12 protein-coding genes are annotated in these 17,394 nt (G+C 72.1%); 10 read left to right on the top strand and 2 right to left on the bottom strand.

Translation table 11 applies throughout. From position 1 onward, the window contains the following. Nucleotides 1-89 precede the first annotated feature (89 nt). The 4 genes from AB0C22_RS30185 to AB0C22_RS30200 all read left to right on the top strand — a co-directional run bounded on the left by AB0C22_RS30185 (nucleotide 90) and on the right by AB0C22_RS30200 (nucleotide 4,943). Nucleotides 90-1,271 carry a glycosyltransferase gene (locus tag AB0C22_RS30185; protein WP_357538325.1) on the top strand — a complete coding sequence of 394 codons (1,182 nt, stop codon included), beginning with the start codon at nucleotides 90-92 and terminating at the stop codon, nucleotides 1,269-1,271. A gap of 78 nt (nucleotides 1,272-1,349) precedes the next feature. Continuing rightward, the gene (locus AB0C22_RS30190) at nucleotides 1,350-2,330 is read left to right on the top strand and encodes an ATP-binding cassette domain-containing protein (protein ID WP_208569116.1); all 981 of its coding nucleotides are present in this window, start codon (nucleotides 1,350-1,352) and stop codon (nucleotides 2,328-2,330) included. A gap of 23 nt (nucleotides 2,331-2,353) precedes the next feature. Further along, nucleotides 2,354-3,118 carry an ABC transporter permease gene (locus AB0C22_RS30195; protein ID WP_208569117.1) on the top strand — a complete coding sequence of 255 codons (765 nt, stop codon included), beginning with the start codon at nucleotides 2,354-2,356 and terminating at the stop codon, nucleotides 3,116-3,118. 211 nt (nucleotides 3,119-3,329) lie between these two features. Next, nucleotides 3,330-4,943 (top strand): class I adenylate-forming enzyme family protein, encoded by a 1,614-nt coding sequence (locus AB0C22_RS30200; RefSeq protein WP_219470832.1) that lies wholly within the window; start codon nucleotides 3,330-3,332, stop codon nucleotides 4,941-4,943. A 538-nt stretch (nucleotides 4,944-5,481) separates the two neighbouring features. On the opposite strand, the gene AB0C22_RS30205 is transcribed toward AB0C22_RS30200, so the two are convergent. Beyond that, on the bottom strand, nucleotides 5,482-10,947 hold the full coding sequence (locus AB0C22_RS30205; RefSeq protein ID WP_357538327.1) for a carboxyl transferase domain-containing protein: 5,466 nt from the start codon (nucleotides 10,945-10,947) through the stop codon (nucleotides 5,482-5,484). Nucleotides 10,948-11,151: 204 nt separating this feature from the next. Next, the gene (locus AB0C22_RS30210; RefSeq protein ID WP_219469095.1) at nucleotides 11,152-11,841 is read right to left on the bottom strand and encodes a YoaK family protein; all 690 of its coding nucleotides are present in this window, start codon (nucleotides 11,839-11,841) and stop codon (nucleotides 11,152-11,154) included. A 116-nt stretch (nucleotides 11,842-11,957) separates the two neighbouring features. Here AB0C22_RS30210 and AB0C22_RS30215 point away from each other — a divergent pair, with 116 nt between their 5' ends. The 6 genes from AB0C22_RS30215 to AB0C22_RS30240 all read left to right on the top strand — a co-directional run bounded on the left by AB0C22_RS30215 (nucleotide 11,958) and on the right by AB0C22_RS30240 (nucleotide 17,099). Beyond that, nucleotides 11,958-12,230: a hypothetical protein gene (locus tag AB0C22_RS30215; RefSeq protein ID WP_219469098.1), complete on the top strand. Its 273-nt coding sequence runs from the start codon at nucleotides 11,958-11,960 to the stop codon at nucleotides 12,228-12,230. Next, the gene (locus AB0C22_RS30220; RefSeq protein ID WP_357538330.1) at nucleotides 12,227-13,240 is read left to right on the top strand and encodes a cupin-like domain-containing protein; all 1,014 of its coding nucleotides are present in this window, start codon (nucleotides 12,227-12,229) and stop codon (nucleotides 13,238-13,240) included. Before AB0C22_RS30215 ends, AB0C22_RS30220 begins: the two co-directional genes overlap by 4 nt. 184 nt (nucleotides 13,241-13,424) lie before the next feature. After that, a complete protein-coding gene (locus tag AB0C22_RS30225) occupies nucleotides 13,425-13,946 on the top strand; it encodes an SRPBCC family protein (protein ID WP_219469105.1) in 522 nt (173 codons plus the stop codon). Nucleotides 13,947-14,144: 198 nt separating this feature from the next. Continuing rightward, nucleotides 14,145-15,233: an NYN domain-containing protein gene (locus AB0C22_RS30230; protein WP_219469109.1), complete on the top strand. Its 1,089-nt coding sequence runs from the start codon at nucleotides 14,145-14,147 to the stop codon at nucleotides 15,231-15,233. Nucleotides 15,234-15,309: 76 nt separating this feature from the next. Beyond that, nucleotides 15,310-15,528: a hypothetical protein gene (locus AB0C22_RS30235; RefSeq protein ID WP_091251726.1), complete on the top strand. Its 219-nt coding sequence runs from the start codon at nucleotides 15,310-15,312 to the stop codon at nucleotides 15,526-15,528. Nucleotides 15,529-15,851: 323 nt separating this feature from the next. Then, nucleotides 15,852-17,099, top strand: coding sequence for a glycoside hydrolase family 16 protein (locus AB0C22_RS30240; protein WP_307799570.1), 1,248 nt, complete (start codon nucleotides 15,852-15,854; stop codon nucleotides 17,097-17,099). The last annotated feature ends 295 nt before the right edge of the window (nucleotides 17,100-17,394 follow it).

Genomic DNA, 17,394 nt, shown 5'->3' on the forward strand with positions numbered 1-17,394 from the left:
ACGCCGCCCGGTGTCGTTGCTCGTCGACCGCCACGCGTCGAATCCCATCAGCGGCGTCCGTCGCTGTCAACGCGTGCCACAATATCGACGTGGCCCGCTTCCTGTTCGTCGTCCTGCCGGTGGCGTCCCATCTCAACGCCCCGCTCGCCATCGGCCAGGCGCTCCAGGCGGCGGGGCACGAGGTGGCCTGGTGCGGGCCCCGCAGCGACCTGCGACCGCTGATCGGCCCCGACGCGACCCTCTATCCGACCGGCAAGCGGTACTTCCGCCTCGACGGCGAGACCGGCATGGCCTCGGTGCGCAGCCTCTGGGAGGGGCACGTGTTGCCGGTCAACCGGTTCATCCGCGACGCCGCCGACCAGGCCGTCGCACACCACCGGCCGGACGTCGTCGTCGTCGACCAGTACGCGCTGGCCGGCGCGCTGGCCGCGTACCGGCACGGGGTGCCGTGGGCCACCTTCTGCGTCGGCACCCTGGAACTCACCCCGCCGGACCTGCCCGAGTTCGACGAGTGGGTACGCGGCCAGCTCACCCGGGTCTGGGCGATGACCGACCTGCCGGTCGACGAGACGATCGACCTGCGCTTCTCGCCGTACCTGGTGCTCGGGTTGACCAGCACGGCGTTGACGGGCGCGACGCCGCTGCCGGCGCGGTGCGTGCTGACCGGCCCGGCGCTGGGCCACCGGCCCGACGCGCCGGCCTTCGACTGGGACGCCTGGGACCGGTCCCGCCGGCACGTGCTGGTCACCGTCGGGACGATGGCCGAGCACCTGGCCCGGGAGTTCTTCCAGCGGATGCTGGCGGCCACGGCACCGCTCGCCGACCGGGTGCAGGTGGTGCTCACCGCCTCGACCGACCTGCTGCCCGACCCGCCCGCGCACGTGCTGGTGGCCCCCCGGGTGCCGGTGCTGGAGCTGATGCCCCACCTCGACGCGCTGGTCTCCCACGGTGGGCTGGGCACGGTGACCGAGGCGCTGGCGCACGGCGTCCCGGTGGTCGTCGCGCCGATCCGGCACGACCATCCGATGGTCGCCCGGCAGGTGACCGACGCGGGCGCCGGCATCGAGGTCTCGTTCGGGTCGGCCACCCCGGCGGAGCTCACCGCCGCGCTCACCGCCGTCCTCGACGGGCCGGGCTACCGGGCGCAGGCCCGCCGGGTCGGCGAGTCGTTCGCCGCGGCCGGTGGCGCGACGGCCGCCGCCCGGCACCTCGCCGCCCTGGCCGGTCGACCCATCGACCATTGTCCTACGGGTACGCCCACACTAGCCTGACCTGACGCACCCGCACGGGTGTCGCCGTCCATGGTCGACACTCCCGTGGCCCGGCGTCGTCCCGCCCGAGGAGGCTCGATGATCGAGGCCACCGGCCTGCGCAAGTCCTACCGGGTCGGGCGTGGCCGCAGCGCCGGCACGGTCGAGGCGGTGCGCGGGGTCGACTTCGCGGTGGCCCGCGGCGAGATCGTCGGCTTTCTCGGCCCCAACGGCGCGGGCAAGTCCACCACCATGCGGATGCTGGCCACCCTGATCCGCCCCGACGGGGGTCGGGCGACGATCGCGGGGGTCGACCTGCTGCGGGCACCCGCCCAGGTCCGCCGGCAGATCGGCTTCGTGGCCCAGGCCAGTGGCACCTACGACGACTCGACCGCCCGCCGTGACCTGGTGCTCCAGGCCCGGCTGTACGGCTTCGGCAAGGCCGAGGCGCAGCGCCGGGCCGAGGCGGCGATCGGGGCGTTCCAGCTCGGCGACTTCGCCGACCGCCGGATTAGGACCTACTCGGGTGGGCAGCGGCGGCGGCTCGACGTGGCGCTCGGGGTGATCCACTCGCCGCAGGTCATCTTCCTCGACGAGCCGACCGCCGGGCTGGACCCGCCCAGCCGGGTGCGGATGTGGCAGGAGGTCCGGCGGCTGCGGGCGGAGGGGATGACCGTCTTCCTCACCACGCACTACCTCGACGAGGCCGACACCCTGTGCGACCGGGTGTCCATCATCGACGGCGGCCTGATCGTCGCCGAGGGCACCCCGTCGGATCTCAAGCGGGAGATCTCCGGGGACGTGGTCGCGGTCGACCTCAACCGGGCCGGTGTGGTCGACGACGTCACCGACAATGACCTGCCGGTCGCCACGAAGCTGCTGACCGAGCAGCCCTACGTGCACTCGTCCGAGGTGGTCGACGGCACCCTGCGGCTCTATGTGGACAGTGCCGCCACCGCCATCCCGCAGATCATGCGCACCCTGCTGGGCCGGGGGATCGAGCCCGGGGCGATCGAGGCCCGCCGACCCAGCCTCGACGACGTCTTCCTGGCCAAGACCGGCCGCTCGCTCGAGGAGTGACCACCGGTGCGAGAGGAGCCGCAGTGAAACTGGTCCGCGACACCTGGCTGATCTTCCAGCAGGAGGTCGGCCTGATGGTGCGCAACCCGGTGATGGTGGCGTTCAGCCTGGCCCAGCCGATCACCTATCTGGTGCTGTTCGCCCCGTTCCTCAAGGTGGTGATGGTCGACCGGGGCGCCTCCTCGTACGCGGACGCGTACCGCATCTACGTGCCCGGACTGTTCGTGGCGATGGGCCTGTTCGGTGGGCTGTTCGCCGGCTACGGGCTGCTCAGTGCCCTGCGTGCCGGCATCATCGACCGGTGCCGGGTGACCCCGGTCAGCCGCACGGCGCTGCTGCTGGGCCGGGCCCTGATGCACGTCTGCCTGAACGTGGTGCAGGCGGTGATCATCACGCTGGTGGCGTTGCCGTTCGGGCTGCGGGTGCACCTGGGCAACCTGCTCATCTCCTACGCGTTGCTGTCGGTGATGGTGCTGCTGAGCACCTCGATCTCGTACGACATCGCGCTGCTGGTGCGCAACGAGAACAGCCTCGGTGTGCTGGTGAACACCGTCGGCCAGCCGATCTCGCTGCTCGCCGGGGTGCTCATCCCGCTGGTGCTGGCCCCGCTGTGGATCCAGCAGGTCGCGGTCTGGAACCCGTTCGCCTGGGCCACCAACGGCATGCGGGCGCTGTTCAACGGTCAGATCGGCCAACCCGTGGTCTGGCAGGGTGCGCTCATCATGATCGGGTTGGCGGCGGTCAGCCTGGTCTGGTCGTCGCACCTGTTCAACCGTGAGGTCTCCTGACAGGCCGCCGCAAACCGGCCGGGCGGCACGGGCGGTCACCGCCGTGGTCGTACCCGAAATTGATGTTGGCCATTGTCTGCCGGTGGTCCGCGCTCTAGCCTGAGCGTGTCCCAGATCGGCCGTCGCGCCGAGGTGCGGTGACCGTGAGCGTGTCAGGTGAGGAGACAACTCGTTGGGTGCCGACAACTTCCGGGCGACCCTGGCGGCCGACATGGAGCTGGGGGCCGGAAACGTCCTGCTCCGGCTGGCCGAACACGGTGCCGACCCGGACCTGCCCCGGGTGACCTTCGACGTCGACGTGGACGGGATCCCCGCCTGGACGCCGCTGTCGCTGGCCACCCTGACCGAGCGGGTCGCCGCCCGCGCCGACTGGTTCCGGCGGCGCGGCATCGGCCGGCGTGACCCGGTCGCGGTCTACGTGACGTCCGCGCCCGACGTGTTCCTCAACTTCCTGGCCCTCAACCGGCTCGGTGCGATCCCGGCCCTGATGAACGGCAACATGCCGATCGAGTTGGCGGCCGAGTTCATCAGGCGGCTACGCGGCGTCGGGGTCGTCGTCGACGCCGACCATGCCGCGCTGCGTGAGCACGACCTCGGGGTGCCGATCCTCGGCGACGCCGCGGAGACCGGCACCGGCGACCCCGACCAGGCCCCGCCGCACTACCGCCACCACCCCGAGGACCCGGTCGCCATCACCCACTCGTCGGGGACCACCCGGGTGCCGGCCGCGATCGTCCACTCGCACCACGGGCTGTTCGCCGCCATCCGGGCGGTCCGGCTCACCGAGTCCCGCCCCTACGGTGAGGTACGGGAGCTGTCCGTCCTGCCGGCCGCGCACACCGCCGGCATCATCACCGTCAACCAGGCGCTCTGCAACGGCTACCAGCTGCTCTACCTGTCGGCGCAGGGTGGCCCGTTCGCGCGCAGCGCCGAGACGATCCTCGACGCCATCGAACGCTGGCGGCCGACCGGCGTCTTCGGTTTCGCGGTGACCTGGTCGGAGCTGGCCCGCCACGACCTGACCGCCCGCGACCTGAGTTCGGTGCGCAACTGGTTCAACACCGGCGACTGCGCCCACGAGTCGCACATCCGGCGGCTGGTGGCCGTCGGCAGCCACCCGGCGTACACCCGGCAGGGCATGGTGGACGTGCCCGGTTCGAAGTTCGTCGACATGCTCGGCTCCACCGAGATGGGCCACGGCGCGTTCCGGATCAGCCACCGCCTCGGCAGTGACCGCTACGACCGTTGCGTCGGCAAGCCGTACCCGTTCGCGCAGATCGCCCTGCTCGACGTGGTGACGGGCGAGGAGGTCGCCGAGGGGGAGGTGGGCCACGTCGGGCTCAAGTCGCCGACGCTGGCGATCGGGTACTGGAACGACTCGGTCAACACCTTCCGTACCCGGCTCAACGGCTACTACCTGACCGGTGACCTGATGTACCGCGACCCGGAGGGCAACTACCACCACGTCGACCGGGCCAGCGACGCCGTCGACCTGGGCGACGGCAACTGGCTCTACACGGCGCTGTCCGAGGAGCGCGTCCTGAAGCACTGCCCGGACGTGCGCGACTGCACTGTCATCGCGGTCCGGGAGGACGACGACCGCATCGTCACCGAGGTGCTGCTCCTGCTCGCCGACGACGCCGATCCGGCGCTCGACCGCGCCGACCAGGTCCGCACCGCGCTCGGCCCCGTGGTCGGCGGGACGCTGCGGCGGGTGGTCACCGTGCCCGACGACGGTGTGGTGATGGGCCCGACGGGCAAGGTCCGCAAGTTCCTGATGCGTCAGCGGCTGCTGGCCGACGCCGGGGCACCCGCCACGCGTTGACGGCTGCGCACCGGTCGCTCGGCGGCCGGCTGCGCTCTGGTCGGTCCTGCCGGGCTGCGCTCCGACCGGTCCCGACGGGCTGTCTGGGTGCCGGCGCCCGGCGTCCGGTCCGGGCGCTGCCTCCGCCGCCAGGTGTCCCCGGCGGCCGGCTGCTCTGCTGCCTGCCGCTCCTCACTGCGGCGGCGTCCCCGTCCCGTCCCGACGTCAGGATGCGCAGACAGCGTTATGCCGCAGCGTCATGAATATGACGCTGCGGCATAACGCTGTCCACGACAACCACTCCCAGGCCGGTCGGCTCCGGCAGTTCGGGCCGCAGCTGCGGCCCGTCGGTAGGCCCGCCCGGACCGGCGACCGCCACCGCCGGGTCGACCAGCGACCGCCACCCCGGACTGGCGACGTCACCCCGCCGGATCGACCAGCGACCGCCATACCGGACCTGACGACGTCACCCGGGCGGGTCGGTCAGCGACCGCCACACCGCCGGCTCGGCCGACCGGTCAGCCGACCGGCGGGGCCCACCGGACCCCGCCGGTCGGCGTCACCGCAGTCGGGACTCGATCGCCTCGATGATGCGGGGGCGCAGTTCGGCGGCCCGGATCACCGCGTCGACCGAGCCGACCTCCACCGCCCGCTGGATGTTGTGCACCCGGTCGAACTCCGCCGCCACCTCGCCGAGCTTCTCCGCGCGGACCGCCGCGCGGGTCTCGTCGAGTTCCGCGGTCAGCGCCGCCCGCTCGGTGCCGGTGGCCGCCGCGACCCGCGCCTCCAGGTCGCGCACCCGCAGGTCGGCAGCGGTACGGGCGTTGACGTCGCCGGAGAACACCACCGCCGCCGCCGGGGCGCCGCCGAGCACCGAGGCGAACGAGCCCTCCAGTGCCAGCACCGTCATGTTCGGGTTCAGCGCCTTGGAGAAGACCACGAACGCCCCGCCGTGATAGCGGGAGATCACGCAGAACACGATCGGACCGCGGAAGTTGACGATCGCCCGGCCGATCTCGGCCCCGTACTCCAGTTGCAGTTTGCGCATCGACTCGGGTGAGCCGTCGAAGCCCGACAGGTTCGCCAGCACCACCAGCGGCCGGTTGCCGCTGGCCGCGTTGATCGCCCGCGCGGCCTTCTTGGACGAGCGCGGGAACAGGGTGCCCGCGGTGTAGGTGTCCGGGCCGTCGGTGGGCGGGAAGCCCCGGCGGGGCACCGACCGCGACTCGATGCCGAGCAGGCAGACCGGGATGCCACCGAGGTGGACGTCCTGCACCACCGCGGTCTCCGCGTCGGCCATGCCCGCCCACCGCTCCAGCACCGGGTGGTCCTGGTCGGACAGCGCCCGCATCACCGTACGGATGTCGAACGGCTTCTTGCGGTCCGGGTTCGCCGTGGCGGAGAAGATCTCGCCGACGGTGGTGAAGTCGCTGCCCGCCACGGTGTGCGGGAAGGCGGAGACGTCCCGGTCGGCCGGGTCGGCGGTGGTCGCCCGACGCGGGGCGTCCTCCCCGGGCGCGACGTACGTGTGGTCGTAGTACGACATCAGCACGTCCCGGGCCGCCGTCAGGTTGGGCGCCCAGTACTGCGCCTGCCCGTTGGGGCCCATCACCCGGTCGTAGCCGCCGATGCCGAAGTTGTCCTCGGCGGAGACCCCACCGGAGAAGTCCAGCGACTGCTTGCCGGTGAGCACCATCGCGGCCTCCGGCGTCATCACCAGGATGCCCCGGGTGTGCATGAGCATCGTCGCCTCGGCGTTCCAGTACGGCTGGGCGCCCACGTTGATCCCCGCGACCACGATGTTGATCTCGCCGCCGTCCTGGGTGAACTCGACGATCCGCTTGAGCGCCGCCGCCACCCAGTCCATGTTCTCGGTGCCCGACGTCATCGAGATCCGGGCACCGGCCGACAGGGCGTACCACTCCAGCGGCACCTGGAGCCGCTCCGCCAGATCCAGGGCGGCGATCACCCGCCGGCACTCGGCCTCGGAGAGCGCGCCGAGCGACTTGGTCGGGTCGCCCAGCAGCACCACCCGGGTGACGCCCTGCGGGTGCCGCGGGGTCGGCGTGGTGACCACCCCCGCGACGATCGCCGCCGTGTTGCGCCCCCGGGGCCGGTCCACCGGCGCCAGCGCGTGCTCGTCGTCGAGGTCGTGCTCGACGAACTGGCCGAGCATCCCGGTCAACTCGTACGGGTAGACCGTGTTGCGGCTGCTGGCCCGCAGCACCTTCAGCCGGTAGTCGTCGAGCGGCTCGACCGGGTCGGCCGGCGGCTCACCCATGCTCAGCTCGGCCCCACCGGTGGCGTCGAACGAGATCCGTACCGCGATCTTGGTCAGCTCACCGGTGCGGCGGTCGCGCTGGCGCGCGATGAACAGGATCTCCTCCAGCCCCGCGCCGACGGTCGTCGGGCGGACCCGCCCGGCGATCATCTCCATCTCCTCACGGGTCAGGTCGCTCGGCGGCCAGACGTAGATGACGATCCGGTTGGTGTTGAAGCGGGTCTTGGACGGGCGGCGGGTTTGCGCCCGACGGATCGAGTCCAGGCAGGTGGCGACGATGTCCTCGGCCGTGGGCAGGGCGACCAGCCGACCGTCGTGCTCGCGCAGCGCCGTCAGGTCACGCACCTGGGCGAACGCGACGAGCCGCTCGTCGGACGGGTTCTCCCGGGCGACGGCCTGGAAGAGGTAGACCTCCTCGTCCGACGACGGCAGCCGGGTCAGGTCGAACTTGCGCAGCCGCTCCAACTGCATCCGCTGCGCGATGTACGGGTGCAGGCCCCGGATCAGCCGCTCCTCGCTCATCCCCGTGCTCGACGGGCGGAACGTGAAGTGGTGGTGCATCACCGCGCCGCCACGCCCGGCGACGGTGGTGGTGAGCCGACGGACCTGGGCCGGCAGCGGGTGCGCGTTGACGACCTCCAGCAGCGCGGCGGCCATCGCGTCGAAGTCCTCCGGCTGGTTCTCCCAGCCGAGGTAGATGTCGGCGTCGACGGCGGAGCCGTCCCCGGCCAGCTCGGCGAGCCCGCGCAGCGCGTCGCCCAACGCGTCGAAGCGTACGGCGGCGGAGAGCAGGCTGGAGTCGGCCCGCTCGGCCACCACGAACGTGCAGTCGGCGACCTGGCGGGTGCGGACGTCGGCGAGACCCTTGTTGCCGTAGTACCGCCGGGTCAGCACCTCCAGCATCACCGCGTTGTCGAGGTGGTCCCGGACGAGCCGCTGGCCGAGCACCCGGACCAGGGGTTCGGTGCTGCGGACCATCTCCGCGACCCGCTCGGCGCGGTCCGCCGCGTCCGGGTGCGCGTCCAGGTGACGCAGGTGGCGGCGGACCGAGGCGTACAGCCGGGCGCGGTTGCGCAGCAGCAGCGGCTGGGCGAACCAGGCGAACACCACGCCGCGCGCCAGGTCGGCGACGACCGGGAAACGCACCTGCGTCGCCGCCACCAGCCGCTCCAACGCGAGACCGGCGGGCTCACGCAGCACCGCGTCCGGCGGGGGCTCGCGCAGCCAGGAGCGCAGCAGCGTCGCGACGACCGTGGCGTCGGCGGAGGCCCGCTGCTGGGCCAGGAAGATGCGGAACACGGCGGCTTCGAGAGCGGGGGAGCGGTCCAGCTCGGTGACGCCGTAGTGGCCGAGGGCCTTGGCCAGCTTGGCCTGGAAGGGCGCCGGCAGCCCGGCCCGCTCGACGTCGAGGCTCTGCAGGTAGGTGTGGAAATACTCGCGGGCGCTGGGGACGTGGTTGTCCCCGCTGACGTCCTCACCGGTCAGCCGGTTGCGGGTCAGCTCGGCGAGGTCGGCGAAGACGTCGACGAGGTCGATCTCCTCGGCCAGCGGACGGTGGCCGTCCTCGATGGCGGCCCGCCGTGCGGCGAGGTACTCGTCGAGCACCCGGCCGTCGTCGTGCGGGTCCACGTCGAAACCCAGCAGCAGACCACGGAGGTCCTCCTGGCCGCGCCGGGACCGCTCGACCGCCGGGGCCTGGTCGGGCGCGACGGGAAGGTCCAGGGCGACGGGAGCGGCGGTGGGGGTGTCCGGGGTGTCGTCGGAGTCGTCGGCGAGGGGCTCCAGCCGCAGCAGCGCCGCGCCGGCCTCCACCTGGCTGCCGACGGAGACGCCGCACTCCCTGAGCCGGGCCCGGAACGGTGCCCGCAGCACCGTCTCCATCTTCATCGCCTCCAGCACCAGCACCGGTGCGCCCGCCTCGACCTCGGCACCCACCTCCACCGGCGTCGCGACGACCAGCGCCGGCATCGGGGAGCGGACCACGCCGCCCTCGTCGCGGCCGACCCGGTGGGTCACGCCGTCGACCTCGACCAGGTGGATCGCGCCGTGGGTGCCGGTGAGCAGCCGGTACCGGGCACCGTTGACGGCGATCTGCCCGGTGTGCCGGTCGAACCGGTCCAGCTCGACGTCGGCGGTGTGCACGTCGCCACCGGCCTCGATACCGACCCGGAACCGGTGCGCGCCGACCCGGGCCACCCGCATCCGGTAGCCCACGCCGCGCAGTTTGAGGTCCAACGGCCGGCCGCTGACGTGCTGAACCTGGGGACGCCCGCCGAACGCCGTCGACAGCAGCCGCTGCTGCTCGGCGCGTTCCTGCTCCTCGTACGCCTCGATCGCGGCGGCGGCGAGCGCGACGGCGGAGTGCCGGTGCGAGACGAGCCGGCCCTCGGCGCGTACCCGGTCGATCCAGCCGGTGTCGGCGCTGGCGTCGATCACCTCGGGCTGGTCGAGCAGGTCGAGCACGAAGCTCTTGTTGGTCGCGCCGCCCTCGATGATCACGGTGGTGTTGGCCATCGCCCGCCGCAGCCGGCCGAGCGCCTCGTCGCGGTCCCGCCCGTAGGCGATGATCTTCGCGATCATCGAGTCGAAGTCGGCCGGGATGGTGTCGCCCTCGCTGACCCCGGTGTCCACCCGGATGCCGGGCCCGGCGGGCAGGTCCAGCCGGGCGATCCGGCCGGGGGCGGGCGCGAAGTCGCGGTCCGGGTCCTCGGCGTTGAGCCGGGCCTCGATGGCGTGCCCGCGCTCCAGCGGCGGCACCCCGTCGAGCCGGCCGCCCGCCGCGACGTGCAGCTGCGCCTTGACCAGGTCGAAACCGGTGGTCAGCTCGGTGATCGGGTGCTCCACCTGGAGCCGGGTGTTGACCTCCAGGAAGGCGAACAACCGGTCACCCGGGTGGTAGAGGAACTCGACGGTCGCCGCGCCCCGGTAGCCGACCGCGACGGCCAGCCGTTCGGCTGACGTCTTGAGCTCGACGGCCTGCTCCGGGCTGAGCACCGGGGAGGCGGACTCCTCGATGACCTTCTGGTTGCGCCGCTGCACCGAGCAGTCGCGTACGCCGAGCGCCCAGGCGGTGCCCTGACCGTCCGCGATCACCTGGACCTCGACGTGCCGGGCGCCGGTGACCAGGCGCTCCAGGAACACGATGCCGCTGCCGAAGGCGCGGGCCGCCTCCTGGCTGGTGCGCTGGTAGGCGTCGGCCAGCTCGGCGTCGCTGGTGACGACGCGGATGCCCCGCCCGCCACCACCGGCGGTCGCCTTGAGCATCAGCGGGTAGCCGATCTCGGCGGCGGCGGTGATCGCCGCCTCCAGGGTCTCCACCGCGCCCCGGCTCCACGGCGCGACCGGCACGCCGACCTCCTCGGCGATCAGCTTCGCGCCGATCTTGTCGCCGAGCTTGCGCATCGCGTCCGGGCTCGGCCCGACGAAGGTCACCCCGATCTTCTCGCACAGCTCCGCGAAGGCCGGGTCCTCGGCGACGAAACCCCACCCGACCCAGGCGGCGTCGGCCCCGGTCTCGACCAGGGCGTGCTCCAGCTTCTTGAGGTCGAGGTACGGCCGGGCGGAGGCGGGACCGAGGTCGTAGGCGACGTCGGCCTCGCGGACGAATGTCGCGGTACGGTCGACGTCGGTATAGAGGGCCACGGTTTCGATCCGCGTGTCGGTCTGCGCGGCCAGCTCTCGGACCGCGTGAATGAGGCGCATCGCGGCCTCACCCCGGTTGACGATGGCGACACGGCTGAACACCCGACCGACTCCTCCGGTAGATCCACGAGTACGCGCCGCAAGGCATCGACCCCCGACAGCGATCACCCTTCCGGCTGCCGGCCGGTAGCGCCATGTCGTAATCACCGAACCCTGAGCGGTGACCGTTGTAGGAACCCCACAAAAGTTTTTGGTCCTCCCCGCCCGCGCCGGTGGTGGCGCGGCACCCGCCGCAGGTCGCGGGGGTCAGGCGTCGACAGTCGCCGTCGCGGCCACCTCGCGGCGGCGGATCACCGCGATCAGCGCCGTGCCGACGGTCAACAACGCCCCGGCCACGACCAGCGCCACCGCCCCGTTCACCCGCAACGTCAGCACCGCGGAGACGAACGCGCCCAGCCCCATCGTGGTGATCGCCCCGAACCGGCGCAGCCAGGCCGTACCCGGACCGCCGGCGGCCCGGCTGTCGGTGGAGAGGTTCACCATGGTCATGGTCACCACGACCGTGGAGAGGTCCCGGATACCGATGTGCTTGACCGCTGCGGCCTGCGCGCCGAGCACCAGGGCGAGCAGCCCGGTGACGGTCAGCATCACCCCGTGCGTCGGTGGGCCGGTGGCGAGCCAGAGCCCGGCCAGGGCGAGGGTCAGCACACTGCCGCCGACCAGGATGGCCAGCCCGGCGGCGGGCAGCGCCGCCGGCCCCGACGAGCGCCGGGTCAACCGGGCGGCGAGCACCGCGCCGAGCATGAACGCCAGCAGCGCCACCAGGTTGTTGAGCACCGGCAGGCCGGACACCCCGGCCAGCCCGAAACCGATGAAGAGCACGTTGCCGGTCATGTTGCCGGTGAAGACCCGGTCCAGCGCGAGATAGCTCACGCCGTCGACCGCCCCGGTCGCCGCGGTCAACACCAGCAGCGGCAGCTCGTAGCTTTTCGTCATGGGCCCTTCCGATGATCGTTTCCGGCCGGAGTCTACCCATGACCTGCGGGAACGTCCCGGGCGACCGGGACGGCGGTCCCTGGTGGCCGGGACGTGGCGGCCCGTTGACTGGGCCCATGACCAACGTTCCGGACCACTTCCCCGCCCACGTCAAGGGTTCCTACGTCAACTGCGAGGAGTACGCCCGCGAGGCGCGGCTCACCCCGCCACCGGACCACATCCCCGCCCACGTGAAGAACTCCTACGTCAACTGCCAGGAGTACGCCCGCGAACTGCAGCTCACCCCGCCGCCGGACCACATCCCCGCCCACGTGAAGAACTCGTACCCGACCTGCCAGGAGGCGGTCCGCCCGCCCCGGCTCACCCTCGTCCCGGCGGCCGGGGCATGACCACGCTCGTCCCGCCCCGACTCGACCCCGCCTGGCGGGAGTGGCTCGTCGAGAACCTCGCCATGGGCGCGTCGGTGCCGCAGGTGCGGGCCGCCGCCGTCGCCGGGTCCGCCGACCCCGAAGCCATCGACGCCGAGCTGCGGGACCTGGCCGACCACCCGTACCTCGCGGTGTGCCGCCGGCTCGCGCTGCGCTACGACTGGCTGGAGTCGGTGCTCGACACGTACCGGACGCTGCGCGACAGCGACGGCGGTCGGACCCTGGAACGGCGTGCGGACCTCGACCCCGCCGAGTTCTTCTCCCGCTACTACTTCGGCAACCGGCCGGTCGTGCTCGATGGCCTGATGGCCGACTGGCCCGCCCTCGGCTGGACGCTTTCCGGCCTGGCGGCGGCCTGCGGCGACGCCGTGGTCGAGGTGATGACCGGGCGGGAGGCCAACCCCGACCACGCCTGGCAGTACGACCGGCACCGCACCAGCATGCCGTTCCGCGACTACCTGGCGCTGCTCGGCTCCGGCCGGCGCACCAACGACTACTACATGGTGCCGCGCAACGAGAACTGGTCCGGGGCGCTGCGCCCGCTCGCCGCCGACATCCGGGCGCCGGAGGGGATCGTGGACCCGTCCGGGCTCGGGCACCTGCTGCTCGGGCCGGCCGGCACGGTGACCCCGCTGCACGTGGACAACAGTTCGGTGCTGCTCGGCCAGGTGCTCGGCCGCAAGCACGTCCGGCTGGTCCCGTCGTACGAGCGGCACCTGGTCTATCCGCGCGGCGGCACGTTCAGCGCGGTCGACGCGGCGGACCCGGACCTCACCCGGCATCCCCGGTTCGCCGAGGCGACGGTGCTCGACGTGGTGCTGGAACCGGGGCAGCTGTTGTTCGTGCCGGTGGGCTGGTGGCACTGGGTGCAGGCGCTGGAGGTCAGCGCCACCGTCAGCTTCCACCACTTCCGGGTCCCGGGGCAGAACCACAAGATGGCCACCCCGCCGGCAGCCGGTGTCGACCGGTGACGCCGGGGCGGCCCCGCTCGACCGGAGCGGGGCCGCCCGCTGCCGCCGGTGACCACCTGAGCGTCGGCCACCCCTGCCACCCCTTGCTCACATGCATTATCGTCGATCGGACTGTGGGGTGATCCGGCGAGCCGGATCTTCGATCGTGAAGGTGGCCGTTTTGCGTTATGCCGATGGACCGGGCGTGACCTACGAGGTCTACGTCGAGGCGATTCCGTCCCGGGTCTGGGAACTGGTGACCGACATCCACCTGCCGGCCCGGCTGAGCCCGGAGTTGCAGCGGGTGGAGTGGCTCGACGACACCAACGGCCTGGCCAAGGGGGCCAGCTTCCTCGGCTACAACAGCCATCCACGCATCGGTGAGTGGCGGACCGCGTCGTACGTCACCGAGCTGGACCAGGAGCGGGTCTTCGGGTGGGTCGTCACGGACGTGGACGGCGCGTTCGCCGGCCCGGACGGCGCCGGCCGGGCCGACGTGTCGTCCCCGGCGGCCACTTGGCGTTTCGAGCTGGAACCGGAGGGCGCCGGCACCCGGCTGCGGCAGACCGCCCAGGTCGGTCCGGGCCGGTCCGGCCTCAGCCTGGTGATCGACCAGGCCCCCGAGCACGAGGAGCAGATCGTCGAGTCCCGCCTCGGCCAACTCCGCTCCCACATCGAGTCCGTCCTCGACGGCATCAAGGCCCTAGCCGAAAACCGAACCCCCTAACCCCCTCCCTCCCCCTCCCCCCGGGGGGCCTCCGCCCCGCCCGGAGCCCCCCGCCCCGCCCGGAGCGTCCCGGTGATCAAGAGGAATGCGTCAGGAACCGCTCGTCGGGTGACGTTTTCCTCTTGATCACCGGGAGTTGGCGGGGTGCTGCGACGTGGCGGGCGTGGTGGGGGGAGGGGGCGGGATTAGGGTGGTGGCGTGGATCAAGAGGATCGGATCGCGCTGTTTCTCGACTACGAGAACCTCGCGCTGGGCGCGCGGGACCACCATGGCGGGCGGGCCTTCGACTTCCGCCCGATCGCCGACGCCCTGGCGGAGCGGGGTCGGGTGGTGGTGCGGCGGGCGTACGCCGACTGGTCGTACTTCGACGAGGACCGTCGGATGCTCACCCGCTCGCACGTCGAGCTGATCGAGATCCCCCAGCGGATGGGTGCGTCCCGCAAGAACGCCGCCGACATCAAGATGGCGGTCGACGCGGTGGAGCTGGCCTTCGAGCGCGGCTACATCTCCACCTTCGTGATCTGCACGGGGGACAGTGATTTCACCCCGCTGGTGCACAAACTTCGCGAACTCAACAAACGGGTCATCGGGGTCGGGGTGGAGAAGTCCACCTCGGCGCTGCTCCCGCCCGCCTGCGACGAGTTCCTCTACTACGACCGGCTGGAGGGCGTCGACGTCCTGCCCGTCCGGGCCCGGCGGGGCCGGCCGGCCCGTGCGGCGGAGCCGCAGCAGGTCGAGACGGTGGAGCAGGAGCAGGCCGAGCCGGAACGCCCGCCGGCCGCCGAGGAGCCGGTCCGCGACGCGGACGCGCTCGCCGTGCTGGTCGCGCAGACCGTGGCCGGCCTCCAGGGCAGTTCCGACGGCGAGGTGACCGCCTCCCGGCTCAAGCGCACCCTGCTGCGCAAGGACCCGACCTTCAGCGAGTCCGACTACGGGTTCCGCACCTTCGGCGAGCTGCTGCGTCACCTCGCCGGGCACAACGTCGTCGAGTTGGCGGAGGGGCCGGCCAAGGGCGACCCCGAGGTGTCCCTGCCCGAGCACGGCGACCAGGAGGTGGCCTTCGCGTTGCTCCGCAGCGTGGTGGCGGAGCTGGCCGGGTCCGGCGGCCCGGTGGCGCTCTCCGGCCTCAAGAACCAGCTCCGCCGGGCCCGCCCCGAGTTCAGTGAGAAGAAGCTCGGCTACCGCAGTTTCCTCCAGTTCTGCAAGGCCGCCGCCACCGCCGGCGAGGTCGCGTTGGCCTGGAGCGCGGAGGCCGACGACTACCTGCTCACTCCCCGGCAGGGGTGACCGGGGCCGGGTCCGTGAGGGATCTCGACGAATTCGTGACTCACGTCCTGAGGCCGATTTGCTATACGGTCGGCAAATGATGGTCGAGGAGCACTGGTGGAACGGTGACCCGAGCCCGCGCGGGCGGCGGGACGTGTACATCCGTACCGACGGGGAGGCCTGGGAGGTCCAGGCGCAGATCGGCGGGGCGTCGGGTCGCTCCCGCGTGCAGCAGTGCCCGAGCCGGGCGGCGGCGGTAATCCTCGCCGACGCCTGGCGCGGCAGCAACCCCTCCTGGCGCGGGCTGCATCACTGATCGGCCGGGCCGGTCGGCGGGCGGTCCGCACCGCGTCCCGCCCGCATCCGGCCCCCGGTGGAGTTTCCCGGGCCCGGTCGAAAGTCATCCGCGCCCGGCTGAGGGCCCCTTCGGGTCGGCCCCCCGACGTTCCCACCGCGCGGAAACGCTGATTACTGAGAGTGAAATTCTCGTTACGAAGGTGTCCTGAGCTGCCCGTGGTCACCCGAGTTAATTGGCAACATTCTTGACAGAAGCGCGGCATATCGACATCCTTCGTGGAGAGCGCTCTCCCCCGGTGCGCGCAACCCACCCGCCCCCGATGTCGTCCCCGAGGAGCCTCCGTGCTCGCAACCCGACCCCTCACCCGCGCGGCGGTCGCCCTGGTCACCCTTGCCGCCGCCCTCGTCCTGCCGGCCCAGGCCGAGCCCGCCTCGGCCGCCATCGGCGGCATCAGCTGGCAGGACGAGTTCAACGCCGCCGCCGGCACCCCCGTCGACCAGAACAGGTGGCGCTTCGACATCGGCGGCGGTGGCTGGGGCAACAACGAGCGGCAGTACTACACCAACAGCACCAGCAACGCCGTCCACGACGGACAGGGCAACCTGGTGATCACCGCCCGCAAGGAGAACCCGGCCAACTACCAGTGCCACTATGGCCGGTGCGAGTACACCTCGGCCCGGCTGCTCACCGCCGCCACCTTCAACCAGGCGTACGGCCGGTTCGAGGCCCGCATCAAGATCCCGCGCGGGCAGGGCATCTGGCCGGCGTTCTGGATGCTCGGCAACGACATGGGCAGCGCCGGCTGGCCCGCCGCCGGTGAGATCGACATCATGGAGAACATCGGCCGGGAGCCGAACACCGTCTACGGCACCGTGCACGGCCCCGGCTACTCCGGCGGAGGCGGCATCACCGGCAGCCGTACCATCGGCCAGCCCCTCGCCGACACCTTCCACACCTACCGGGTGGACTGGGAGCCGAACCTCATCGTCTGGTACCTCGACGGCGTCGAGTACCACCGCGTCGACCCGTCCCGGCTCGGCGGCAACCGCTGGGTCTACGACCACCCGTTCTTCATGATCCTCAACGTGGCGGTGGGCGGCAACTGGCCCGGCTACCCCGACGGCTCCACCCAGTTCCCCCAGCAGATGCTCGTGGACTACGTGCGGGTCTCCAGCTACGTCCCCGGCGGCGGCAACCCGCAGCCCGGCACCACCCGGCTGCGGGGCGCGCAGAGCGGCCGATGCGTCGACATCCCGAGCGCCAACCCGGTCGACGGCGCGAAACTCCAGATCTGGGACTGCAACACCACCGCCGCGCAGGCCTGGACCTTCGCCACCGACGGCACCGTACGCGCGATGGGCAAGTGCATGGACCCCGCCTGGGCCGGCACCGCCAACGGCACTGAGGTCAACCTGGTCACCTGCAACGGCAACCCGGCCCAACGGTTCACCCTCAACGGCGCCGGGGACCTGGTCAACCTCAGCGCCAACCGGTGCGTCGACGTCCGCGACCAGAACCCCAACAACGGCGGCAAACTGCACCTGTGGGACTGCCTCGGCGTGAGTAGCCAGAAATGGTCCCGCTTCTGACCGCACCCCGGCGGTAGCCCCGCGACGGATGGCCCCTCAGCGTGTGCTGGGGGGCCATCCGTCGTTCCGCCACGATGCCCGCGGTCGGAGTCGCCCGGCCCGCAACCCCAGCCGCCGCGCGGGTGGCCCGGCCGACGGTGACCCACGGTCGAGGTCGGAGCGTCGCGGGCTAGGGGGCGCTCTGGGGGCGGTAGGGGGTTAGTGGTGCGCCGGGCCGCCGTAGGGTCATCGCGAACAACCAACAATCCCCGAAGAAGCTCTCTGTTTCGACAATTGCCGCCGCGCTGACCCGTGA

Origin of the sequence: Micromonospora sp. NPDC048894 (genome assembly GCF_040649765.1) — a bacterium.
Classification (GTDB): Bacteria; Actinomycetota; Actinomycetes; order Mycobacteriales; family Micromonosporaceae; genus Micromonospora; species Micromonospora antibiotica.